Genomic DNA, 23,017 nt, shown 5'->3' on the forward strand with positions numbered 1-23,017 from the left:
CTTTTAAAGTTTAATGGTTCAAACTATTCTTCTTCGATTTCGTCTAGTACACGGGGCTTGCTCTGCACGCGCCACAATTGATCTCTATAGGCTTCTAACTGCTTGATTTCTCTATGCATGTATTCAGCTGCTGTTACTACTCTAACATCACTTCTAATTCTCCTCAATTTCTCCATGTATTCTATGTAGTTTTTCTCTCTCAAGAAGTGGTGGTCTATTATAATGGTTGAACCAGGTTTCATTGATTCAACTAGTTTTACTGTATTTAGCGGTATGTCTTTTAATCCAAGGTATACTGGTGGACCACTAATAATTAGCAGGTCTGGGCTGACTCTGTGGATGTAATCCAAGCACTCTCTACACATACAGCCTTGTGTATCACTAGCAAAAGAAACTACTTCTCCATTTTCAATAATGTTAGCGGTAATTACCCAGCCTAGTTTAGAATTGCATTCACCATGAGGTAGTGGTTTTGAAAACTCTATTTTAACTCCATCTATATTGATTGACGAGTTGTCAGCGTATAAAACATGTTTTGCCTTGTTTTCCACGTTCATTTTCTTTAGTAATACATATGCTCTAACATATTGACTACGATTGATCATGTTAGTAGGGTGTTTAATAAACAGTGTTTTACCACTATAGTATTCTTCCTCGCCACTCCTATACAAATAGTGATCTCTATGATAGTGAGTAATTACAACATAATCGGCTTCACGCATATACCTATATATCTCTTCGAGGAATTCTCTCAGAGTCTTCAACTCTACTTCATGAGGTGGAAGATTATAGCGCCATGGTGCTAGAGCAGCACCTGGATCAATAAATATTAATCCAGCGCTTGATTCAATAATTGTAGCCATACTTCTAACTCCCATACTATCAAAAGCTACTAGTTTCACTCTCGTAGTAGACACCATTGTTTAATACTCTACTTGTGCTAATATAGTATGGGTTGAGAAATGACTATATCTATCTATGAGAAACCAGTACTCTCAGATGCTGTTTCAATTATTAAATCCGCGCTAGCATCGAGAAACTTAGTCATTATTATTGGAGAGTGTAGAGTAGACTATGAGGGTAGAGCTGCTTCTAGACTAGAACCAGGTGAAAGAGTAATCATTATAAAACAAGACGGTGCCGTCCTTGTCCACGGTCCAACAGGTTATTCACCAATAAACTGGCAGCCATCAACATCTGTAATTGAAACAATATACCGTGAAGACACTGGTCTTATAATCCACGCTATACGAGACAAGCCAAGAGAATACCTCACTATTAGCTTGTATAGAATAGACTTGTTAATCACAGGTAAACTCGTAGACCCAGGTTTATTTACAATGTATGTAGACGAAAATGAAATGCGGAGTGTTTTGATTTCTAATCCATCAATGATAGAAGAGGGATTGGTAGTCCGCGAAGTAGAAAAACCCATTGGAGACGGCTTTATAGACATCTACGCTGTTGATAAAAATGGAAGACCAGTAATTATAGAGTTAAAGAGAATAACGGCTACAAAAGAAGCAGCACTACAACTATACAAGTATGTAGAATCATATACTAGAGAATACAGAGAGAGGCCGAGGGGAATACTAGTAGCACCAGCATTTGCACCAACATGTATCGAGACACTTCTAAAACTTGGATTAGAATATAAACACGTAGACTTGAAGAAAATATGGGAGTTGATTAAGAAAGAGAGGGAAAGAGAAAAAACATCACTCTTCAAGTACTTGAAGAGTGAACGGGAATGAAACACCTTATTAAACCAGGAGTATACGAGAAACTATTTCGAGATGAACAATACAGGAAATACGAGTGTTTAGAGAAGCTTGGGGTAGTATTTCAGGGGGAAATAGTTGATATTGGTTGTGGAACGGGCTTTCTCTACGAATATATATCGAGTAAACATGGTTTTAACGGCAGGTATATCTGTATTGAACCAGACTATGGAATGTTGAAAATAGCTTCAAAAAAGATCACTACGCCATTTACAATATTAATTCAGGCTTATGGAGAGGAGCTACCTATCCGCGAGGAATTGAATTCACTAGTTGTTTCTATTTCTACGTGGGGGGCTCTAAGAAAAGACAAACTAGTCCTCCAGGAGTTCAAAGCTATTGCGGGTCCTAGAGGCCGCGTTGTTATTACTGGCTATCCACGAACATATAGTGTTTCTCCAAGCGACCTCGATGAAAACTACGTCTACCTTGGTAGCTGTATTGATGATGTATTTTCAACTCTCTAAAATTCTACTGTATGCTGGTTTCTAGTTCCAGATTTGTTTGCACATATTATTATTGCTAGAGAGAGACCTGGTCTGGTGCTACTCTAGCATAGTCTACGCTGACAAACTCTATATTGCTTCCTCTGATTATCACTCTTCCAAGCCTCATAGTTGGCTTGTTGTTTGTATATTCAATACAGTCTCTTAATACAACATTCATTACTCCATCTGCCAGTTCTAATACTCCAATGTATTCGTATCCACCTTTTGTTTTAACCAATACAATGTTTCCTTCAGATGTTTTCAATACCTTTAGTGGACTCGGTGGTTTCAAATTCTTTTGGGGCTTGCTCACTTGGAAATCCCTCAATATAGTTGAATTCTACACTGTCTTTAATCTAATACCAGGGCCTTATAAATTCACTTAATAAGCCTGGTTTAAAAATATTTATGTGGTCATATATGGGTTATAGTGGCCTATTCGCTAATGGTGAAAAACAAAGTATGGAGGAACCTGGTAACTCGGAGAAGTCAGAGAAGTCTATTATAAAAATACTCCAGGGAATACTGCCAGTAATTATAATTATTGGTACTTTAATGTTACTTGTACCCATTGTTGACGCATTGTATGGTGCAAAACCAAGTCTAGCTTTCTTCGTATTTGGAGCACTATACGCACTCGCCAGTTTTCTATTCTATGAACACCTAGAATCAAAATACGGCGTACCCGAGTTTTCTTATTTTGAAGCTTTAATTTCTTACTCACTAGTCTGGATTATCATACCTGTATTGACGGCTATTCCTCTCAGTATAGAGCTTAGAATAAGCTATATTGACGCTTTGTTTGAAAGTATCTCTGGTTTCACTGGGACAGGGTTTACTGTTCTAAGAGGATTAGACTACATGTCGAAAGGTGTTTTGTTTTGGAGAGGTTTAATGCAGTGGGTTGGCGAGCTGGGTGTAATAGTATTCGCTTCTGTATTTCTACCATTCTTCTGGAGGTTTGGTCATATCCTCTATAGTTTAGAGCGCCCTACTCGTATATCCCTCTCTCTAAGAGAGTCTGCCGTGAAGATTTTCTACATGTATTTCTTAATTACTGTTGCAGGAATAGTTGTCTGTATATACTCTGGCGTGGAACCCCTTGACGCTATAGTACACGTTATGACTGCTATTGCTACTGGAGGTATGAGTACCTATGATGCAAATTATGAAAAAGTTTTTCAATATGCTCCTCAAAGCATATACCCTATTACTGCACTAATGATCATTGGAGGCTTCAACTTCGTAGTACTAGCATACATACTCGACGGCGAACTAAAAAAAGCATGGGATAGCGAGGAGTTTAGAGGGTTCTTATATCTCAACCTAGTATTCTCTCTATTATCCTTCGCAATAATCCTTCCCGCTACAAGCTTCAACCCAGAAATCAGTCTACTATATGGGTCTTTCAATGCCATATCAGCTCTAACTACAACAGGCTTTAATATTGGAAATATTGCATCAATGCCCGCCTCAATGAAACTACTACTCATTCTCGCAATGCTTCTAGGAGGTATGAGTTTCTCGACTGCCGGTGGAATTAAAACAATTAGATTTCTAGTATTTCTCAAAAAAATCAAGACTTACGTTCTCGGCCTGATAAGTGGTGGTGGTATAATACAAGATATAACAATGGGTGAGAAAGTACTAGATGAAAAAGAAGTTTCAAATATGATTCTATACATTCTCCTACACTTCTCCATAGTGCTTATTGGTGCAGGTATTATAAAATCAGCGGTTTCAAACCATGATTTTATAGATGCATTTTTCGAGGCTTCTTCAGCGGCTGGAGCAGTTGGATTATCTGTTGGAATAGCATCACCCGAGGCACCGTTCATAGTTAAACTAGTATTAATGGTTCTCATGTATCTTGGAAGACTTGAATACATACCGTTATTTGTCGTTCTCGGTTTACTAATATATAGAAGAATTATACAAGTTATACCTGGATAGGTGGGTTTTTGCATGGAGGAGTGGATTAATGAAAAAGCACTTGTTTTATCAAGCGAGTTTAAACACTATAAATCTCTAGATAGCTTTCTCGTTAAACTATCATCTCTAGCATACGATGTAGAAGACTATGCATTTGGTGATCAATTAAAAGCAAAAACCATTTTCGAAGAGATATTAAAACACCGCCTGCTCTCAGAGTATATATCTATCCTTTCCTGCCACAGAGACGAGATTGAAGCCCGTATTGCTAGAGACCCTAGAATCCGTAAACTACGAGATTACTCTGATGTATTATTCAAGGTTTTATCTAGTACTCCATGTAGAGAAAGTAGAACAATAGATACAAGCACTCGTGAAGCAACATTTAGAATAGAACAAGAAGAAGAGAGAGTTGTTGCTAGAAAACCAATTGAAAAAATTGCTGGTTTAAAAACCCACAGGATATTTCTATGGATTGGAGTAGCACTGGTTGTACTAGCCATTATATATGCATTGATTATTCTTCTACGCTGAGACAGCTTCTTTAACTGCTTTAGCGAATATTTCTAGTCCTGTTTTCGCTTCTTCCTCGCTGATAACTAATGGTGGTATTAGTCTAATAGAGCTCTTTCCACATGGTAGCAGTACTAGTCCACTCTCTAATGCTGTTTTTATAATCTTGTTTCTCGTCTGGGGATCTGGCTTCTTAGATTTTTTATCTACAACTATTTCTACACCCCATGCTAGTCCAATACCTCTTACATCACCTACCTTCTCGTATTTTTCCTTCAAGGGCATTAACTCCTCAGCGAATATCTTTTCGAGTTTTTGTACGTGTGGTAGTAGTCCTTCAACAACCTCTATTGTTTTAAGTGCAACCATACATGCTAGTGAATGACCACCAAACGTATTACTGTGCATTCCTGATTGTTTAAAGTCTAATTCAGCTCTATAAATTGTTGCACCTATTGGTATTACTCCACCACTCAGTGCTTTAGCTAGTGATATAATATCCGGTGCTACATTGAAGTGTTCAATAGCGAACATTCTACCTGTTCTACCCATACCCATTTGTACTTCGTCGTCTATGAATAGTATTCCATACTTATCTAGTAGTTTCTTTAACTCTGCAAAGAACATTTTTGGTGGAACTACATATCCACCCTCTCCCTGTATTGGCTCGGAGATTACTGCTGCTACTTCATCTGGTGGTAGAATCTTGTCTAATACGTATTCCTCAATAAACTCTAATACTCTGTTTACTAGTTCTTCTGGTTGCTCGTATCCATTTATGTGCCATGGGTTTCTATATGGGTTTGGATATGGAACGTGTGCAACACCCGGCATCCATGGGAACACTCCTTTCTTCTGTACGTTTTTACTTGCTGTTAGTGCTAGTGAACCCATTGTTCTACCGTGGAATCCACCATAGAATGCGATTATGAATTTACGTCCAGTTGCCTGTCTAACAATCTTTATAGCTGCTTCATTGGCTTCTGTGCCACTATTTGAGAAGAAGACTTTCTTTGGAAAGTCGCCTGGTGCTATTTCAGCTAGTTTTTTCGCGAGCATTACTTGGTATGGATTGTAGAAGTCTGTTCCAGCAGCGTGTGCTATTTTCTCTAGTTGTTCAATTACTGCTTTCTTTACTTCTGGGTGTGTTGGATATCCAATATTACATACTCCTATTCCACTAGTGAAATCAAGGTATTTATTTCCATCTACATCGTAGAGCCAAACTCCTTCTCCTCTCTCTATAACTAGTGGTAGGTCTTGGGGATCGTGAGTTGTTGTTGCAACGTATTTATAGTGTTCTTCAATCCAATACTTTGCTTTTGAACCCTCACTTCCAGGCTTAATATTTACAACTGGCTTCAATAAGAGACCACCAGTCATTTAAAATATGTGTACTAGTTTATATACTCTTTACTTCTACGTATTGGATAGTATAAGTATATATCTATGAATAATCATATAATTCCAGTTTAATACACAGCTAAACCCTACTATCAACTATGGTGGAAGACAGTTGACCCAAAATAGTCTTATTGTTAGAGCTATTACCTATTTTACTCCACGTGTAGAAACAAGAGAAGAACTAGAGAGTATTATACATAGAGCTAGTGAAATACACAGCGTCCTCGAGAAAACACTTGAAAACCAGGGATACCACGTGTTTACTAAACGCATATCTCTACCTGGACCACGTAGAGAAATAATCTACAAACTCGTCGACTACTTAGAAAGGGGGTTGTTAGTTAGTACTGGCTATAATAGCGAGTACGGTTTCGAAGATATTATTGAATTCACTTCTAAAGGACTATTTGTTCCAGTATTATACAATAAAGAGCCAAGTATTGATAAAGCACGAGAATACTCGTCTCTAATACATAAAATAGCATCTATAAACCCGGAAAACGCAACTAGATTTGCAATTGGATTCCACGACGAGTATTTTCAAACACCATACTTCCCTGACTCATCGAGTAGGGGGAGTGAGGCAATAGGACTGGCATTTCTCTACCCTGAACTAGTACTTAGAAAACTCAAAGAGGGTTTGACTATATGGGAAGCGTTTAGATCTGTTTTTAGAGAAGTAAATAGAGTAGTAGAAATAACCAGGAATACTACTGGGCTACCAGTATTCGTCGACTATAGTTTATCCCCCTGGATGGAAAACAGTGTGGTCCAGCTATACGTTGAAGCAGGATATAGTGTACTAGATTCTAGTGGAGTATACTATACATGGCTTCTCAACAAGGTAATAGATGATACTAGTGATAGTTCTATTAGAATAGGATTTAACGAAGTAATGCTACCCTACGCAGAGGACTCTATACTACTTGAATATGGACGCAGAGGACTAATACGAGCGAGAGACCTACTACTCCTAGCTTCAACTTGTGTTGCAGGAGTAGACATGATTGTTGTACCAGAAAACACGGAGTCTCTAGCGAGGATTATAGCTGGTTTAATGTCCATTAAATACGTGAAGAAAAAGCCATTGTCTATTAGAGCAATACCAGTCTCCTCTAAACCAGGCGACACAGTAGATCTTGGTAGATTTGGAAGAGTAGTAGTTATAGACTACTAAGTAGAGCACCTAGAAATAAAGATTTTTTACCACGAACAAAGAAATAATAATTGTGATTGGATTGCCCACAGCCGTTGTACTTGCTGGTGGTGTAGGTTCTCGTCTCTCCCCACTAACTAAAATCGTACCCAAACCCCTCGTACCGTTTGCTGGAGCACCCTTACTAGAGTATATTATTTCGTTTCTAGAGAATAATGGATTTGACAATATATTGATTACTGCTAGATATCTCGGAGAGCAAATAGTCAAGTATTTTCAAGGCCGAAGAAACGTTACTCCACTCCTATTAGACTCTAAAGACACAGCCGATGCTGTTAGATTGGTTGCCAGGTTTATTAAAGGAGACTTCATTGTATCCATGGGCGACGTAGTTACAAATATCCCCTATAAGAGGTTTTTCGAGTATCATTTAAGCCATAGAGAAATAGCTTCTATTGTATTAAAAGAAGTTGATAATCCACTACCATATGGACTAGTCTACATGGATCCCAATTCAAACATAGTATTATTTTCTGAAAAACCACCATCTCTTGAAATCTACTTGATTTCACTCGCGTTTCATGGAATTAAATCAAAGGGATTCTATAGTAATCTAGTCAACGCGGGAATATATGCATTTAGAGAAGAACTCCTAGACATACTCTTGGAAAACCAGGGATTAATGGATTTTGGTAGACACGTTTTTCCATTCCTCCTTGAAGCTGGATATAGAATTAAAGGGTGGATCGCCCCGGCTGATACATACTGGAATGATATTGGTAGAGTTGAAGTATATAAAGAAGCACTCTGGGACTTTCTAGACAACAAGGTTTTAGGGTGGAATCACAGAGGAGTAGTCTACTCGAAAGGTGTAGTTGTCGGCGAAGAATCAGAAGTACATGGTGAAATATACCCGCCCGTCTATATTGGTAGAAATACAATTGTAGAATCAGGTGCTAGAATAGGGCCCTATGTAGTTTTAGAAGAAGGAGTTAGAGTGGAATCTGGTGCTAGATTGTCTTATAGTGTTGTATGGCATAATAGTGTCATCCAGAGAAACTCGTATATTTACGACTCTGTATTAATGAATAATACTGTAGTAAAAGAGGGTGTTAAAGTGGTCTCTTCTATTGTTGGAACAGGGTGTGTTGTAGAAAGAGATTTATTCAATACAGTCCTTGAGCCTTGTTTAAAGGTGTCTCCTTATGAGGTTAAAGGGTAAGCTCTACGAAGACATAACTCTCGAGAAAGCCGTTAAATTAGGATATGTCATTGGAAGGAGTGCTGGTCCACGCAATCTAGTTGTAAGTGGTAGAGATGCTTTTAGAGTTTCAAGAATGCTTAAAAGAGCTATTACAGCTGGTGTAATGTCTGCTGGAGCCGATGTAATGGACTTCCACGAATCACTCAATGGAGAAATAGCATTTGCAATTAAGCGTTTCGGTGCTAAAATGGGGTTTATGGTGTCAATAGACCCTTCTACAGGCGGCGTATTATTGAAGATATTCTCGTCTCCAGGCTATGAGTTGGCAGGAGAGAGCTTGAAGAGAATTATTAGAGAGGCTGAAGAAGAAAAAAGAGAAGCAAGAAGTGAAATTGGCTGGGTATACTACGCTGAATACGTGCATAGACTATACACGTCAGCTATATCTTCATTTGTAAAAGGAGATATTATTACAAGTAGAAAAATATCTAGTGTTGTAGCACCAGACTATGAACCACTAGAATCCATATTAACAGAGCTAGCTAGAGGACTTGGAGTAAGCCAAATAATTATTGGCGACATTAATCCCCCCATCCACCCATTTTCAACTCTAATGAAGAAAATATGGAGTGTTAGAAGAGCACTACAAAGCGATATAGGTGTATTGTTTAGCCATGATGGTTCAGCTCTAACTCTGTGTCTAGAGGGCCTGGGATTTCTACTGCCAGAAGAACTATTATTGTATGTAATTCAAAAATATGGTCCTGGAAGCCGCGTACTAGTATTAAACCCTGTTTTCAAAAAGACTATTGAATACCTAGAGAAAGAGGGTTATAAGATAACCATTGTAGACGACGAGGAAAAATTCCACTTTGTTAACAGGAGAGAAAGACCCGTTATATCTATGACTTGGCGTGGAGAATATATAACCCCACTATTCAGCCTCGGCTTTGATGCAATTATACTCTACGCGCAGGTTTTAGAAGCATTATCAGATATTGGTTTGAAGCCACTAGATACAGTAAAATCAATAAGAGAAGAATTACACCGTGAAACACTATCATTAAATAATGGCTTGGAAATCTGTAGAGAAGCGGATGAAACAACACTATGGGGTTGTAGAATACTCAGAGATAACAAGTTAATTACACTAATCTATAATCCAGAAGCCGACGGCTTTATCAAACTAGAGGGTGATAAATTCTAGCAAGACATGCTTTTACACCTTGAAAACCATAGATTTATACCGGGTAGAGCAAGGTGGAAATACATGATACTAGATTTAAAAGACAATATTGTAGTAGTTGACGGTCAGCCATACAGTGCGATTGAAGTATACATTACAGCTAAAACCACTGGAAAGCTAGTATTCAATAAACTACACGGTATACAGGGAAGACTGGAGATATCTGGACCAACTGATATCTACTATCAAGATCCCGGTATCTTAATAATCAACAGTGAAACCCCACAAAGCTACAGTGAAAAACTAGAAGTTGTCGATACTAGAAAAAACATTATTGCAAAAACAAAAACAAAGAAGTGGGAGTTGTCTGAGTTTAATGCAGTAATTGACAACTATCCAGTTGCTTTAACAATAGCCTTTAATCCAAGAAAACTATTAATTAGCTACAACTCCTCTATGATTCAAATCATTGAAAAACCATTTCTACTACAAGTCGTACTTAAAGCTCTCTAATAGGTTGTTTTAACCAGGGTAGCTCTGGGGCTATAATACCTCTTCTTTTATGACGGCTCATTCTATGTAAACCAATTATTTTCTCGACTACACCGGGATCAACACTGGTTACACTTGGAATTTCACCTGGATCAATATTTCTATCAAAAGCAGCGTAGAGAACTACATCTATTACTTCATATGGTACTCCTAATTCGCTTTCAGCTGTGTGATCCCTCCACAATCTTGGAGCACTAGGTTTCTCTGTTATTTTACTTGGTAGTCCAAGTCTTCTTCCAAGCTCTCTAACTTGTGATTTATAGAGACAGGCTAGTGGGTAAAAATCAGCTGCTCCATCACCGTATTTTGTAAAGTATCCAATTAACACCTCGCTTCTATCACTAGCGCCTGCTACAATAGCCTTGTATTTATTGGCATAGTAGTATAACAGGTTCGCCCTGATTCTAGCTCTTAGGTTCCCAATTGCTAGTTTATCGTTTGGACTATAGAATTCCACTATACTATAAGAGTCGACTATAGAGTCTATGTTTACCACATAGTATTTAACACCTAGTTTTTCAGCTAGTTCAATAGCGTCTAAAGTATCTTCTTGTGGAGTAACCCTTGTATCCGGCATTATTAATACTGCTATCTTCTCGGGGCCTATGATCTCCGTGAGCAGTCTAAGTAGTACTGATGAATCTACACCACCACTCAATCCCATAACTACTTCTCTCGCACCGGCTTCTCTAATGGATTTTTCAACGTATTGTCTTATAGCTTCTACCGCGCTCTCATAGTCTATATTCAACACATCTCTTAGAGTAATCTTCATTGCAGAGTCCTCTTTGCAGTGTTTTATACTAGTTTACAGAGTTCTCTATACTCTTTGTTTAAATCTCTCTCTACTACTTCTCCTCGCGGTTTGATTTCTTTGAACGCTCTTCCTTCATAGTAGTATATTTTTGTAGCTGGGTCGAGCCAGCAGTCTGGTTTCAACCATGCTTTTAAACATGTCTCGGCGAGAAATGTTTCTTCATCCCAGCAGTATTCAACTGGGACTACTGGGAGAAGCGTTCCTTTAAACCATCCTTTTTCCACTACTAGTCCATGTCTACCAATAATGATCTGTTTGGGTATTTCTCTCCTATCAGCTACTTTAATCGGAATTGGTAATGATAAAACAGTTACTTCTATAACTATATTATCCATTTCCCATATTTCAACTGGTGGAAATCTAGGGTCGTTAACTGCTGCTTCAATAGCTGATTCTACAACCGAGTCTACAAGGCTGTAGACGGGTGTTAAAAACCCAATACAACCCCTTAGACTAGTTCTCCCCGTGGAAGAGTCAAGTGATTCGAGTGTAGTAAACGTCATACCCTTCTTTGAGAGCTTAGGGTTAGGGGAGCTGGGTTTTATTTTTCTACCTGTTTTCAAGTATTCTTCAATCGCCTGCCTGGCTAGTTTAACGAGGTAGACTCCTTCTTCTAGTGTCAACTCGGATGGATGTATATACTCCAAAACAACCCCCATATTGATAGTTTAATCAACTATCTTAAACTCGTTTTCAACTTGTATACTTCTAGTTTACTACGTGCTTCACCGAGTATTTTTTCTATTTGACGCCAGTGTCTGCCAATCCAGTATACCTTGCCGCAGCGTGGACACTCCCAGAAGTCTTCGTGTAAACTAAAAACTCTTGGTGGAACTTTGTCTTTTATTTTTTCTTTTCCAGCTACTTTAATTAGTGGTGTATTGTCTTCTGGACACCTTGTTTTATCAAAGTCTACTGAGAGCTTTATCCCGGCTACGACAGCTATGTGTGCTAGTACATCAGCTATATCCTCTTCCCAAACTAGTATACTTCGCACTCCGTTTTTCAATGCTCTATTGTGTAGTCCCTTGTCTTTTGTAATAATTATCCTTTCCTCTAATTGTGCTCTTCTCACTATTGCCCAGTCCTCTGCGTTTCTATCGTATACTGTATCATAGCCTAGTATTCTCAACCATCTTGCAATTGAACCAAGCATGTTGTCTACTATGAATTTGGATTCACTACTCATAAGCAAAACCAATTGTATAGAGTAGAAAACCCCTTTAAAACAAAATTTAAAAGAAGAGGATTACTTAGGGGCGAGAATAGCGTATAAAACATCGCGTTCTGTTACAATACCCTTTAATACTCCTTCATCGTCTATTACGAGGACCGAGCTGATATTTCTAGTTAACATAGTGTTAATAGCGCTTGCTAAGTCATCGTCTTCACGTGCTACTGCAACATCGTGAACCATTATCTCTGTTACAGGGATTACTAGTATATCTCTTATATCACCTCCTGTTGAACGCTCTATTAACTCGTGCGTTCCAAACTTTCTCACTATATCTACAGCTGTAATTATCCCCTCAACGACGCCCTCATCGTTCACTACTGGCAGTCTTCTAAATCCGTATTTAACCATTGTCTCCATTGCTTCTTTTAACGTGGCGTTTTCCCCTACTGTTACAACCGGGGAAGACATAACATCTCTTACTTTCAATCCCAGCGAGACCACTCCAGCAAGGTATTTTACTAAGTCGTGCTCGGTGAGTATACCAACTACTTTGTTTTCTCTATTTAAAACTGGGAGTATGCCAGCACCGTAGTTGACCATTCTAGCAAGTGCTTCTTTTATTCCTTCATCAACATAGACTACTACCGGGTTTTTCTCCATAATTGATTCAACGGGTTCCTTGCTGAGCGCTGAAAACAAGTTGAAATTATGTCTCCTCTCAACGATTTGGAATAAATCGCCTCCACCAAGATAATTCACTAATCTCATAACTGTAAGCAGTCCCTTGAAAGACCCAGTTGAGTTTTGAACAATGAGGCTTCTATAGGAGTGGGCCATTTCCTCGAGGGCTTTTAGTATAGATGTAGATGGCAACACCCATTTAACTTCTTTCTTGGCAATTAATTCGAGTTCTTTTATACCCGTAAAAACCCTATCGTCGAAGTTAGGCGTCCCCTCTCTCATCCACCTATAATGTTCTTGTCTTAGAGGACGGGATTTAGGTGTGAATTTCAATCTACCACCAATTTACTCTATAGTAGGAGCTGGGTTATATCTTTAAATCATGGACCTGGAAAAAACGTTTTACGAGTTCTCTGCTGGATTAAAACTCTACTTTGTAGTTTCAAGAATAATGGCGGGCATACCCCTACTAGACTCTCTTATAACTACTCTAGTATTCAATTCCTTCTCTATACACTTAGAAATATATTCTAGAGTATCCATGGAGAGATTTGGAATAAACTCTACTCTATAGCCACTACGGAGAGGAGTAATCCAGATTTCACGTCCAGAAACTCCCATTCTCTCTACACATATCTTTGTCTTCTCTAATACCTCAGTATAGTCTATTTGATTAGACATAAATACCACCATGAATAACAATTACTCCACGATTTATACACTTAACTCGTAGACAGTACATAACATAAAACAAGTATTAAAAACTACATTACAATCAATATAACTGGTGATGAGGGCAGGGGTTTGCCGGAACGATGAAGAAGTCCTCGATCACTGATACCAGACAATTAAACGAAAACACAAACTACTTTACACTCAAGTAGAGGTTGCAGAGAAGACAATATATCTATTTAAAAATCCACAGTAATTATCTAGCCTGTACAGTTATTGTATAGACATTACCTGCTCTCGTATAGATTTTTACAGCATAGTTAGTATCGGGAACAGCACCAGCTACACGGACAGTTATAGTTTTATCTTCACCAGGATTTATTGTCTCTGTGATGTCTGTGGACCCGAGAGCTACTACTTCTATTTTGTATATTACTGCTACTACCGAGCCAGTGTTCTTAACGTGTAGAGTGAGCTGTTTGCTAGTGGTATTTATGTAGCTGTCTGGGTATAATTGTAGGTTTTCTGTTGCCCTTATTGTTTCCCACCAATCTAGTGGTGGGCATGTTGTTATTGTTTTTGTATTTGTAATAGTGATTGTTACTGTTGTTGCTGTCTCTGTTGGTCTCCATAGACTTGTAATCCATATACTTGCTAGAATTGCTACTAGTAGTAGAATTATTAATTTATTATCACGTGCCTCCATGGTACGTCCCTTTTTGCTTATAGAAGACTTATTATACATACTTGTTAATAATTATGTCTAAGTATGTAATCTATGTATGTATACAGAGCATAACTGGCTGTAAGAGGGGTGGTTGACTTCGCCAATCGATAGAAGAATATACGAACACCCAATAATAACATTCCATAGAGGGAGAAAAATAAAATTTGTATTTGAAGGCAGAGAGGTAGAAGCATACGAGGGTGAAAGCGTAGCAGTTGCACTATATGCAATTGGAATTGACGTGTTTTCATGGAGTAGAAAACTAAATAGGCCGCGCGGCCCATTCTGTATGATTGGAAAGTGTAGTAGTTGCTTTATGATTGTAAATAATATTCCAAATACGAGAACATGTATTCTACCAGTACAAGAGGGACTAGTAGTAGAGAGACAGAAAGGCCTCGCCACACCACCATCCAAACCATTAGAAGAAGAAGTTGAAGAAGTAGAATTAAACCCCGACGTACTCATAGTGGGAGGCGGGCCATCTGGACTAGAAGCAGCGAGTATACTAGCAAGTAATGGTTTAGAAGTAGTTGTAGTAGACGAACACTTTAAACCCGGCGGCCAGTTATTAAAACAAACCCATAAGTTCTTTGGAAACGTAGAATTGTTTGGAGGACAGAGAGGTTTTCAAATAGCCGAATTATACATTAAGAAGCTAGCAGAGTATTCAAACATCAAGTTGTTAACACAGACATCTGTATATGGTGTTTTCCGGGGAGGAATAGTCGCGGCTGCTGGTAGAAATAAACACTATATTATAAAACCAAGAGCTGTAATAGCCGCTACGGGTGCACAAGAAAGACTAATTGAATTCCCAAACAACGACCTCCCAGGCGTTATGGGTGCTGGCGGCGCACAGACAATAATGAACGAGTTTGGTGTAAAACCCGGTGAGAAAGCACTAGTTGTTGGATCTGGTAATGTTGGATTAATAGTCGCATACCAACTAGTCCAAGCGGGAGTAGAAGTAAAAGCAATAGTTGAAATCATGAAGGAGATCGGAGGATGGTTTGTACACGCTGCAAAAGTAAGGAGACTTGGTATTCCAATACTAACCAGCCACACTATTAAATACGTTGAAGGAAATGGTAGAGTTGAAAAAACTGTAGTTGTAGAAGTAGACGATAAATTCAATCCCATTTCAGGCACTGAGAGGGAATTCAATGTAGACCTCGTACTACTAGCTGTCGGGTTAGAACCAGATACAAGATTCCACGCGCAAGCCGGTGCAGTAATGAAGTATGTTCCAGAACTCGGCGGGCTGGTACCAATTAGAACGCGAGATTTAGAGACAACTGTTAGCAATCTATACGTAGCAGGAGACTCTTCTGGTGTTGAAGAAGCCACAACAGCAATACTTGAAGGGAGAATTGCGGCATATTCCATTATATCCAAGTTTACCAGCGGCTCTAGAGCTCAACAAGCACTCGAAGAAATGGAGAAGACTTTGAAATTCCTCTGGGAGGAGTATAGGTCGTCTCCACTGTTATCTAGAGCTAGACGTGGAAAGGAATCTGTAACTGTCTCTCGAGAAGAACTACTAGAGCTCCGTAGTAAATACCCACCACCTGTTTCCTTTGGGTGAAAAATATGAGTAGATTTGAATTCCGTAGAAAAGGCTATATTGAAATCGAGGAGTTAAAAGAACTCGGATTAATACCACCAAGCGAGAGGCTTGTAAAAGGCCCTGTGGCAATATTGGAGTGCCCAGAGGAAATACCATGTAATATATGCATTGCATTCTGTCCTACAAAAGCCATTAAAATGGAGAGAATAATTGATCTACCGAGAATAGAATGGGATAAATGCACTGGTTGTGGTATGTGTGTAGCAGTATGTCCTGGACTAGCTGCATTCGTAGTAGACCTTTCAAAGCCCGATGCAGACTATGTTACACTCCCATACGAGTTACTACCACCACCTAGAAAGGGAGACCGAGTAATACTACTAAATAGAAGAGGCGAGCGTGTAGGAGAAGGCGAAGTAGTCCGTGTCTGGGAGAGAAACAAGACCTTTATTGTAACGGTTAAAACTCCAAAAGGACTCGGTATGGAGGTGAGGAGTATATGGATAGAGAGAAAGTAACAATTATATGTAGATGTAACGATGTAACACTCGAAGACATCCTTAAAGCCATTGAGAGTGGAATAGACGACTTTGAACTATTGAGGAAAAAACTGAAAATAGGGTTTGGTCCCTGTCAGGGGAGAGGCTGTCTAGTTATTGCAGGAAGATTGTTTGCCAGGAAAACCGGGAGAAACCTTGGAGAAATCATATCAAACTATACGTTTAGACCACCCCTCGTTCCAATACCAGTTAAATACTTCACACGTGGTGGCGAGAAATGAAGGTATTAATTATTGGTGCTGGAGTATCTGGTTTATTCATAGCATACGAGCTACTCAAGAGAGGAGTAGGAGAAATAACAATTGTTGATGCTAAAACACCTGGTAGTGGAGCATCACTGAGAAACGTGGCTTGCTTTAGATCTTCATTTACATCTCCAGAACACGTTATACTAATGAAAGAAAGCATTAAGAAGTGGCTTGAGATCAGGGACTCGTGGGGTGTTGGAATTCATCAAAATGGATATATATGGGTTGCTAGAAAAAACGAGACAATAGATGTTTTCAAAAAGCTCTCACAATTCCACAATTCATATGGTGTACCAACGAGAATTATTGGAAAAGACGAGTTGAAAGAAAAAGAACCATATATGAATATAGATATCGTTGAAGGAGCATTATATGATCCAACAGCGGGTAAAATGAACCTCATGGAGGTTTTCACAGAGTTATATCTAAGAGTAAAGAAAATGGGCGCTAAGATCATACCATATACACCAATTGAAAAACTAGTAGTCAGTGGTGGAAGAGTAAAATCAGCTATTTCTCCACGCGGACAGCTAGATGCAGATGTATTTATAGTAGCGGCAGCTGAAGGGTCTAAGAAAATACTTGAATCTATTGGTGTAGACGTGCCAATAGAGCCTGTTCCAAGACATCCAATTGTAACAGAAGCATATAGTGAAATAATTAAAGCGGGCCTGGTAATCGACTGGGATACACCTGGTTCTCCACATATAACTCAAACAAGCCATGGTTCAATAATACTCGCAAGAGATGTCAAAGACGAGCCGTGGATACCCCTCAACTCTCAGAGACTCGACGCTATCTATAAAATTGTAAAACCACTCAGTGAGCTCTACCCTGCTCTACGATACATTAATATAACAAGGTATTGGATGGGATACTATGATATGACACCAGACCACCACCCAATATATGGACCAGTCCATCCATTTGAAAACCTCTATATAGCAGCTGGCTTCAGCGGGCATGGATTAATGATGGCTCCAATGACCGGTGTAGTAATAGCAAACTGGGTTGTTGATGGAAAACCAGGTATTGAAGTAGCAGAAAATCTAACTCTTGAGAGATTTAAGACTGGTAAATTAGTAAAAGAACTAGCTGTTATTGGATAAACTACCTGTGTTTCTGTATGAAGTCAGTTAGTAAACTTAGTAGTTCATCAATCTTTTTTACCCCGCTAACCTCGTTCTTACCCTTTACTTCTCCCCCATTCACACTTAGAAATATTGTCGTTGGAGACGCGTGAACATCAAATTTCTTGAATGCACCACTTGCTGCTTCCGAGTAGCACTCTCTTGAAAACCAATCACATAATACTACAACGTAGTTTACATTAGAAAATAGTTTTCCAAACAACTTGACAAATGGATACCAGTAGTTATCATATGATCTACAAGCAGGACACTTTGCATTATCAAAGTATATAGCATAGTAGCCATCTCCCCATGGTAATTGGGGTTCGCCGCTAACCTGTCTTAAAATCCATTTTTCCTTGTTGAAGTCGTATACGTAGATTCCATGTGGCGAATCTGGTTCTATTTGATCTACTTCCAGGCCTTCTCTACCCTTTTTCTTCTCTGGATCACTATACAACATTTTCTTTAGTAATTCCAGTAGATCTTTCTCCATGTAAGCACACCTATTACCTAGATTTTGCTAATTGATTATTCAAGTAGTTATAGTTTTTTATAACTTCACTTGTAGTCATTATTGTTGTTTTATAGAATTTATTAACCAGTACAAAAATATAACTAGATTAGTGGGGATACTAACTATGTCTAGTGGTAAATTTAAATATATTCTTGGAGAAATAACCGGACTATATAATAAATTACATGGAGTAGAATCACAAGCCAAAGTATTAGAAGTTAGAGATGATGGAACTATAGTAGTCGAGTTTACTGGTACTTTTTGCCATACATGTGGAATTAGAGATTGGCTTGAAGACTATGCATATCTAGCATTGTCAAAAGGATATAATTTGAAACTAGTTGAAATGATTGAACCAGAAGGTGAAGAAGCTGAATATAAAAGGATTGGTGTGTTTAAATTCAATGGTTTAAATACAAGTAGTAGAGAAGAAGGTGTTTATGATGACAGCAAGACTGATTGATGAAATAGATAGAAAGATTTTGTCAATACTTCAGCAAAATGCAAGAACCACATATCGTGAACTCGCAAAAACAGTTAATCTCACAGATGTAGCAGTTATTAAGAGAGTTCGAAAACTAGAGAGTAGTGGTGTAATTAAAAAATACACGGCAATAATTGATCCTATAGCACTAGGCTACACTAAAATAAGCTTTACTGGAATAAATGTAAGACCAGAAAAACTATTCGATGTAGTTAAACAACTCAAAGAAAAAGACTATGTAAAATACCTGGCGATAACAACTGGAGACCACGATATACTGGCTGTAATATGGGCTACTTCAGGCGAGGAACTAGAGAGAATACATAGTGAAATAAAGAGTATTGAAGGCGTAATCTCAGTATATCCAATGATTCTATCCGAAGTAGTTAAAAACGAAGCATACATATAGAGTTTTTGTCAATAAGTCGAAGATCTATTAGCAACTAGTTTATTAAACTCTAACATCTTTTCCTATTAAAGGCGTGGAATCTTGACTACAAAGTTCTTTGTATTAAAACAAGATTTATTCAAATACATTCTCCCACATGGAATACCAAGAAACAACCTTGTAATACTAGCCGGTGAGGGAGGTTCAGGTAAATCTGTTATTATTACACACATTGTTAAAGACGCATTATCTAGTGGTGAGCCAGTCGTATATGTTACAGTAGACGACGATCCCCAAACGGTACTCATGCAACTAGAATCATTCGGTGTGGATACAAACAAAGTATGTAGTGATAAACAATTAATCTTGGTAGATGGATTTAGCTATATCTTGAAAACCACTAAGCCCCACTTTTGCGTCGAAGAGGAAGTCCAAGTAGAAGAACCAGATAAATTCCTATCGATACTTACACGTGTAGTTGAAAAACATGGATTGAGTGAGAATGGCCTCCTTGTAATTGATTCTCTAAACGACCTCTTTATTCAAATGGATCCAACACGACTAATACTATTTATCAAGTCGCTGAGAGCTATTTTTGCAAAATCAAGAAATATTCTTACAATAGCAACGCTACACACGTCAACAGAGAGTTTTAAAGAATACTTAGCTAGTATAGAACACCTTGTTGACGGCATACTGGAAACAAGCAACATCCACCCACAGCTCGCACAGGCAATACCAATATTTGTACGCCAGATAACTGTTCGTAAAATGAAGGGCGTGGATAGCAAGCAGGGATATGTATTGTATGGTATAGACCATGAAGGCTTAAAACCAGTTGTACTACAATTAACTAAGTAGTTTTAAAAGATGCCTCTATTACTCGAGTTATTTTACTAATTGTTTTTTCTGCCAACTCTTCTTCTGTTTCGGCGAAAACATATAATCCATGTGGATTGTATTCAACCTCTCTGCAGTCAAGAGATGATAGTAGTTCTTCAAGTGTTATTTTCGCGTATATGGAGTGCTCTCCTTTCTTAGTACATATAGCTATCTTCTTCCCTTTGACTTCGCCGAGAATTAGTAGGTAGGATCCCTGGTTTTCACGTGTAATTCTATCTAGGTTTTTAGATAAAATATTGAAAAACGTGTTCATCAAGACTAGTTCACACTATATTGAATTGATTATTTTTCGAATATCTTCGGGTAGTACTTCTTCGCTTATTATTGTAGCTGTCAATGGTGGTTTAGTTGTCTTGTAGTTTGTTGCAATGTATTTTGATGGATTGTTTATATCTGCGCCTTCTGTTTTCCCCTTGAACCTTATATTTAATACTCTTACCTTGACATAGTATCCATCGTTTCTCTTAACATATATGTATTTTCCATGCTTCAAGCCCATGGAAACCACCTAGATTCTATGCCTACTCCACGTATATATGTATCCCAAAATAAAGTTTACAATAAAACCTAGTAATACCCCAGTGAATTGTCCAAGCCAGAACGGTGTTTTAAACAAGAATGGTAGTATATTAGCCATAGACACCTGGCAGGCCAGGCTTGCTAAACTAGCAACATGGTATTTGAAAAACCTCTCCAATATTTTTCTCCAGGTTTTCTCCAGCCCTGTATTTCTAAATGTTATTGTTTCATTCAATGTGAAATTTGATAGTACACTTACCTCGAAGCCTGTGGCTGAAGCAATAGTGTTTACTATTAAGCCAAGTGCTTCCTTTAATGCACGATACGTTATTTCTGCTACTAATACATTGACTACGACGCCAGAGGCTCCTACACCTACATAGATTAGTGTTCTCTCGGGTTCTGATAGTGGAAGAGCTATTAAACGTGGTAGTTTCTTAGAGTAGAGGGAGTAGTAGTCTCTACTCGTTAATTCCAATAATATTGTTTTACTCGTGTCTTCCGACCCGGCATAGCCTATAATAAATCCATTTCTAGTTGAACCAAGTGTTTTAAATCTAAGTATTTTCAACGCAATTCGATGAATTAAAGGTGTTTTTACAGCTAGAACACTGTCTTCTTTGAAGTTGTAGTTGTCTATTTTATCTTGTATTACGTCTAGCCAGTCTTCGAGAATGCAGATTTCACTCTTAATTCCTCTATTAATGCATTTTAAATTCATTATGTACCACGGGGTATTCTACTGTCTTTGCTTCTTTTTCGCCATGTCTATAAAGTATTTTGTTGCGTAGGGGTAGTCTTTTTCGGCGTATCCATTATTACTTGCAATACTGTAGAATTCATATAGTGCACTAGATATTATTGATGGTAGTCCCTTTGCGCGGAGAGATTGTGATATATAGGCATAGTCTTTAGCAGCTAGTTCTGCTTTAAATCTAACTGGTTTCTCACTGACTACTCTGTCTAGATATCTATCTAGGACTCCACCAAACCACAATTCGCGCGAGATCTCTTTGAATACTTCTAATTCTACTCCATGCGACTCCAGGATCATTAGTGATTCCGCTATTAAAGCAGGCATTGAAAGACCTAGATTGTTTAAAGCTAGTTTTAAAGCAATAGCTTTCGGTGGTTCACCAACATAATATGTTTTTCTACTGTAGAGGGCGAAAACACCTCTATATTCATCAAATACCTCTCTACGTGATGCTATAATGCTTATAAGTCTGCATTCTCGTGCTTCATCACTGCTTCCATATACAGGTGCTTCAATATACTTCACTCCCTTTTCTTCTAGTATTCTCTGTGTTTTAAGACTTGTATTTGGAGTAATAGTAGAGGCGTTAACTACAACACCACCACTGCTTTTTCTAGTTATTTCTCCAACCACTTCGAGAACGTCTTCGTCCCGAGGTAGAAACAGTATTGTTAAATCAGATTCACTTAATAAATCCACGGGGTTTGAATAGACTAATCCACCTATTTCACGGGCTAATCTATCTGCTTTTTCTCTACTTCTATTATAGTATCCTAATTCAACATTCTTTCCCGATAAACACCTTGCTAGATTAGAACCCATTACTCCTAATCCAATAATGCCTATTTTCAATGTAATCGCCTACTGTATTACTCTATAAATTTAAGAAATAAATATTTCTTGGCAAATTCCTTCACTACTAGAAAGGATAATTGTGAAGGTGGCTACGTTGATTCTACCAAGCGACCCGGTGAGAGAGGTATTATATGCTATTGGATTATTCATCTACATAGTATTCCTCATATGGTTTACAAGAAAACTCTTTAAATTCATGGTGGGCAGGGGAATGCGGGAAAACGTAGCAGTATACTATAATAGAAAGATTATTCACATGGGTGCTGGAGGCGTGGTTGCACTACTCACACCATTTATATTTTCCTCGCCGCTTATACCAACACTGTTCGCGCTGGCAATAGCGTTAATTCTATATCTACCACACCGTTCTAGAAAGCTACTAGGATGGTTTCAAACCAGTGAAAACGCATTCGAGGTAAACTTCGCTATTGCATGGGGTCTCTCATTGTTCTTTGTATGGATTTTAACTAGCAATCCCTTCTACGCTGTAATACCCCCGCTATTTATCTCCTTTGGCGATGCTGTAACAGGAATTATTAGAAATGGATTGTATGGAAGGAGAACTAAGTCTTGGTATGGAAATCTCGGTATGCTCTTTACGACTATTCCAATAGGATTTATACTAGCGGGGTATCCAGGAGTAGTAGCAGCTATTGTTTCAAGTATTGTTGAACACTACGAGTTTCCCCCATACATAGACGACAATGTATTGATAACACTAGCATCTAGTCTAATACTTATCTCCTCAAAGATACTTCTAGGTGTATAGACATTTTTCCAGAGTATCTGGGGAGAG

The 23,017-nt window shown here is 38.4% G+C and carries 30 protein-coding genes; 16 read left to right on the forward strand and 14 right to left on the reverse strand.

Features of this window, described 5'->3' with window-relative positions; genetic code table 11:
- Positions 1–23: 23 nt before the first annotated feature.
- Entirely contained in the window at positions 24–920 is an 897-nt protein-coding gene (locus ACZ5YP_RS01445; RefSeq protein ID WP_464835478.1) for an MBL fold metallo-hydrolase, read from the reverse strand.
- A gap of 42 nt (positions 921–962) precedes the next feature.
- On the opposite strand from ACZ5YP_RS01445, the gene nucS reads away from it, so the two are divergent.
- Both nucS and ACZ5YP_RS01455 read left to right on the forward strand, forming a co-directional pair.
- The gene (gene nucS / locus ACZ5YP_RS01450; protein ID WP_464835480.1) at positions 963–1,754 is read left to right on the forward strand and encodes an endonuclease NucS; all 792 of its coding nucleotides are present in this window, start codon (positions 963–965) and stop codon (positions 1,752–1,754) included.
- The gene (locus tag ACZ5YP_RS01455) at positions 1,751–2,248 is read left to right on the forward strand and encodes a class I SAM-dependent methyltransferase (RefSeq protein ID WP_464835482.1); all 498 of its coding nucleotides are present in this window, start codon (positions 1,751–1,753) and stop codon (positions 2,246–2,248) included. The genes nucS and ACZ5YP_RS01455 overlap by 4 nt, the downstream gene beginning before the upstream one ends.
- Positions 2,249–2,303: 55 nt before the next feature.
- On the opposite strand, the gene ACZ5YP_RS01460 is transcribed toward ACZ5YP_RS01455, so the two are convergent.
- Complete coding sequence (locus tag ACZ5YP_RS01460) at positions 2,304–2,582, reverse strand: LSM domain-containing protein (RefSeq protein WP_464835484.1); 279 nt, start codon at positions 2,580–2,582, stop codon at positions 2,304–2,306.
- A gap of 149 nt (positions 2,583–2,731) precedes the next feature.
- Between ACZ5YP_RS01460 and ACZ5YP_RS01465 the strand changes: the two genes are divergently transcribed.
- Positions 2,732–4,222 (forward strand): TrkH family potassium uptake protein, encoded by a 1,491-nt coding sequence (locus ACZ5YP_RS01465; RefSeq protein WP_464835485.1) that lies wholly within the window; start codon positions 2,732–2,734, stop codon positions 4,220–4,222.
- A gap of 12 nt (positions 4,223–4,234) precedes the next feature.
- The gene (locus ACZ5YP_RS01470) at positions 4,235–4,735 is read left to right on the forward strand and encodes a hypothetical protein (protein ID WP_464835486.1); all 501 of its coding nucleotides are present in this window, start codon (positions 4,235–4,237) and stop codon (positions 4,733–4,735) included.
- Here ACZ5YP_RS01470 and ACZ5YP_RS01475 read toward each other — a convergent pair.
- The gene (locus ACZ5YP_RS01475; protein ID WP_464835487.1) at positions 4,727–6,079 is read right to left on the reverse strand and encodes an acetyl ornithine aminotransferase family protein; all 1,353 of its coding nucleotides are present in this window, start codon (positions 6,077–6,079) and stop codon (positions 4,727–4,729) included. The two genes, ACZ5YP_RS01470 and ACZ5YP_RS01475, sit on opposite strands and share 9 nt — an antisense overlap.
- 151 nt (positions 6,080–6,230) lie before the next feature.
- Here ACZ5YP_RS01475 and ACZ5YP_RS01480 point away from each other — a divergent pair, with 151 nt between their 5' ends.
- The 4 genes from ACZ5YP_RS01480 to ACZ5YP_RS01495 all read left to right on the forward strand — a co-directional run bounded on the left by ACZ5YP_RS01480 (position 6,231) and on the right by ACZ5YP_RS01495 (position 10,177).
- Positions 6,231–7,295: a DUF711 family protein gene (locus tag ACZ5YP_RS01480; protein WP_464835488.1), complete on the forward strand. Its 1,065-nt coding sequence runs from the start codon at positions 6,231–6,233 to the stop codon at positions 7,293–7,295.
- Between the two features lie 61 nt (positions 7,296–7,356).
- Complete coding sequence (locus tag ACZ5YP_RS01485; protein ID WP_464835489.1) at positions 7,357–8,496, forward strand: sugar phosphate nucleotidyltransferase; 1,140 nt, start codon at positions 7,357–7,359, stop codon at positions 8,494–8,496.
- A complete protein-coding gene (locus ACZ5YP_RS01490) occupies positions 8,480–9,685 on the forward strand; it encodes a phosphohexomutase domain-containing protein (RefSeq protein WP_464835490.1) in 1,206 nt (401 codons plus the stop codon). Before ACZ5YP_RS01485 ends, ACZ5YP_RS01490 begins: the two co-directional genes overlap by 17 nt.
- A gap of 63 nt (positions 9,686–9,748) precedes the next feature.
- Positions 9,749–10,177: a hypothetical protein gene (locus ACZ5YP_RS01495; RefSeq protein ID WP_464835491.1), complete on the forward strand. Its 429-nt coding sequence runs from the start codon at positions 9,749–9,751 to the stop codon at positions 10,175–10,177.
- Here ACZ5YP_RS01495 and ACZ5YP_RS01500 read toward each other — a convergent pair.
- The 6 genes from ACZ5YP_RS01500 to ACZ5YP_RS01525 all read right to left on the reverse strand — a co-directional run bounded on the left by ACZ5YP_RS01500 (position 10,164) and on the right by ACZ5YP_RS01525 (position 14,269).
- A complete protein-coding gene (locus ACZ5YP_RS01500) occupies positions 10,164–10,991 on the reverse strand; it encodes an NAD+ synthase (RefSeq protein ID WP_464835492.1) in 828 nt (275 codons plus the stop codon). The genes ACZ5YP_RS01495 and ACZ5YP_RS01500 overlap by 14 nt on opposite strands.
- Positions 10,992–11,014: 23 nt before the next feature.
- On the reverse strand, positions 11,015–11,680 hold the full coding sequence (locus tag ACZ5YP_RS01505) for a TIGR00296 family protein (protein WP_464835493.1): 666 nt from the start codon (positions 11,678–11,680) through the stop codon (positions 11,015–11,017).
- Positions 11,681–11,709: 29 nt separating this feature from the next.
- Positions 11,710–12,222: a DUF5615 family PIN-like protein gene (locus ACZ5YP_RS01510; protein WP_464835494.1), complete on the reverse strand. Its 513-nt coding sequence runs from the start codon at positions 12,220–12,222 to the stop codon at positions 11,710–11,712.
- Between the two features lie 60 nt (positions 12,223–12,282).
- Positions 12,283–13,173: a CBS domain-containing protein gene (locus tag ACZ5YP_RS01515; protein ID WP_464835495.1), complete on the reverse strand. Its 891-nt coding sequence runs from the start codon at positions 13,171–13,173 to the stop codon at positions 12,283–12,285.
- A 147-nt stretch (positions 13,174–13,320) separates the two neighbouring features.
- Positions 13,321–13,572 (reverse strand): hypothetical protein, encoded by a 252-nt coding sequence (locus tag ACZ5YP_RS01520; protein ID WP_464835496.1) that lies wholly within the window; start codon positions 13,570–13,572, stop codon positions 13,321–13,323.
- 247 nt (positions 13,573–13,819) lie between these two features.
- Complete coding sequence (locus tag ACZ5YP_RS01525) at positions 13,820–14,269, reverse strand: hypothetical protein (protein ID WP_464835497.1); 450 nt, start codon at positions 14,267–14,269, stop codon at positions 13,820–13,822.
- A 112-nt stretch (positions 14,270–14,381) separates the two neighbouring features.
- Between ACZ5YP_RS01525 and ACZ5YP_RS01530 the strand changes: the two genes are divergently transcribed.
- From ACZ5YP_RS01530 to ACZ5YP_RS01545, 4 genes are read left to right on the forward strand one after another with little or no spacing between them, the layout of a single operon-like run.
- Positions 14,382–15,878, forward strand: coding sequence for an FAD-dependent oxidoreductase (locus tag ACZ5YP_RS01530; protein ID WP_464835498.1), 1,497 nt, complete (start codon positions 14,382–14,384; stop codon positions 15,876–15,878).
- A gap of 5 nt (positions 15,879–15,883) precedes the next feature.
- On the forward strand, positions 15,884–16,378 hold the full coding sequence (locus ACZ5YP_RS01535; protein ID WP_464835499.1) for an NADH-quinone oxidoreductase subunit I: 495 nt from the start codon (positions 15,884–15,886) through the stop codon (positions 16,376–16,378).
- Entirely contained in the window at positions 16,360–16,641 is a 282-nt protein-coding gene (locus ACZ5YP_RS01540; RefSeq protein ID WP_464835500.1) for a (2Fe-2S)-binding protein, read from the forward strand. The genes ACZ5YP_RS01535 and ACZ5YP_RS01540 overlap by 19 nt, the downstream gene beginning before the upstream one ends.
- Entirely contained in the window at positions 16,638–17,777 is a 1,140-nt protein-coding gene (locus ACZ5YP_RS01545) for an NAD(P)/FAD-dependent oxidoreductase (protein WP_464835501.1), read from the forward strand. The genes ACZ5YP_RS01540 and ACZ5YP_RS01545 overlap by 4 nt, the downstream gene beginning before the upstream one ends.
- Position 17,778: 1 nt before the next feature.
- On the opposite strand, the gene ACZ5YP_RS01550 is transcribed toward ACZ5YP_RS01545, so the two are convergent.
- Complete coding sequence (locus ACZ5YP_RS01550) at positions 17,779–18,294, reverse strand: hypothetical protein (protein WP_464835502.1); 516 nt, start codon at positions 18,292–18,294, stop codon at positions 17,779–17,781.
- Positions 18,295–18,439: 145 nt separating this feature from the next.
- Between ACZ5YP_RS01550 and ACZ5YP_RS01555 the strand changes: the two genes are divergently transcribed.
- The 3 genes from ACZ5YP_RS01555 (at position 18,440) to ACZ5YP_RS01565 (ending at position 20,048) form a co-directional block, all read left to right on the forward strand.
- Positions 18,440–18,778 (forward strand): hypothetical protein, encoded by a 339-nt coding sequence (locus tag ACZ5YP_RS01555; RefSeq protein WP_464835503.1) that lies wholly within the window; start codon positions 18,440–18,442, stop codon positions 18,776–18,778.
- Complete coding sequence (locus tag ACZ5YP_RS01560; RefSeq protein ID WP_464835504.1) at positions 18,759–19,208, forward strand: Lrp/AsnC family transcriptional regulator; 450 nt, start codon at positions 18,759–18,761, stop codon at positions 19,206–19,208. The genes ACZ5YP_RS01555 and ACZ5YP_RS01560 overlap by 20 nt, the downstream gene beginning before the upstream one ends.
- A gap of 81 nt (positions 19,209–19,289) precedes the next feature.
- Positions 19,290–20,048, forward strand: coding sequence for an RAD55 family ATPase (locus tag ACZ5YP_RS01565; RefSeq protein WP_464835505.1), 759 nt, complete (start codon positions 19,290–19,292; stop codon positions 20,046–20,048).
- Here ACZ5YP_RS01565 and ACZ5YP_RS01570 read toward each other — a convergent pair.
- From ACZ5YP_RS01570 to ACZ5YP_RS01585, 4 genes are read right to left on the reverse strand one after another with little or no spacing between them, the layout of a single operon-like run.
- Positions 20,041–20,346 (reverse strand): hypothetical protein, encoded by a 306-nt coding sequence (locus ACZ5YP_RS01570; RefSeq protein WP_464835506.1) that lies wholly within the window; start codon positions 20,344–20,346, stop codon positions 20,041–20,043. The two genes, ACZ5YP_RS01565 and ACZ5YP_RS01570, sit on opposite strands and share 8 nt — an antisense overlap.
- A 12-nt stretch (positions 20,347–20,358) precedes the next feature.
- On the reverse strand, positions 20,359–20,589 hold the full coding sequence (locus tag ACZ5YP_RS01575; RefSeq protein WP_464835507.1) for a DUF5622 domain-containing protein: 231 nt from the start codon (positions 20,587–20,589) through the stop codon (positions 20,359–20,361).
- 9 nt (positions 20,590–20,598) lie between these two features.
- Complete coding sequence (locus tag ACZ5YP_RS01580; protein ID WP_464835508.1) at positions 20,599–21,330, reverse strand: GtrA family protein; 732 nt, start codon at positions 21,328–21,330, stop codon at positions 20,599–20,601.
- Positions 21,331–21,348: 18 nt separating this feature from the next.
- Positions 21,349–22,218, reverse strand: a complete 870-nt coding sequence (locus ACZ5YP_RS01585; protein ID WP_464835509.1) for an NAD(P)-dependent oxidoreductase — start codon at positions 22,216–22,218, stop codon at positions 21,349–21,351.
- Positions 22,219–22,306: 88 nt separating this feature from the next.
- On the opposite strand from ACZ5YP_RS01585, the gene ACZ5YP_RS01590 reads away from it, so the two are divergent.
- Positions 22,307–22,990: a dolichol kinase gene (locus ACZ5YP_RS01590; protein ID WP_464835933.1), complete on the forward strand. Its 684-nt coding sequence runs from the start codon at positions 22,307–22,309 to the stop codon at positions 22,988–22,990.
- Positions 22,991–23,017 lie beyond the last annotated feature (27 nt).

Source organism: Sulfophobococcus zilligii, assembly GCF_055398255.1.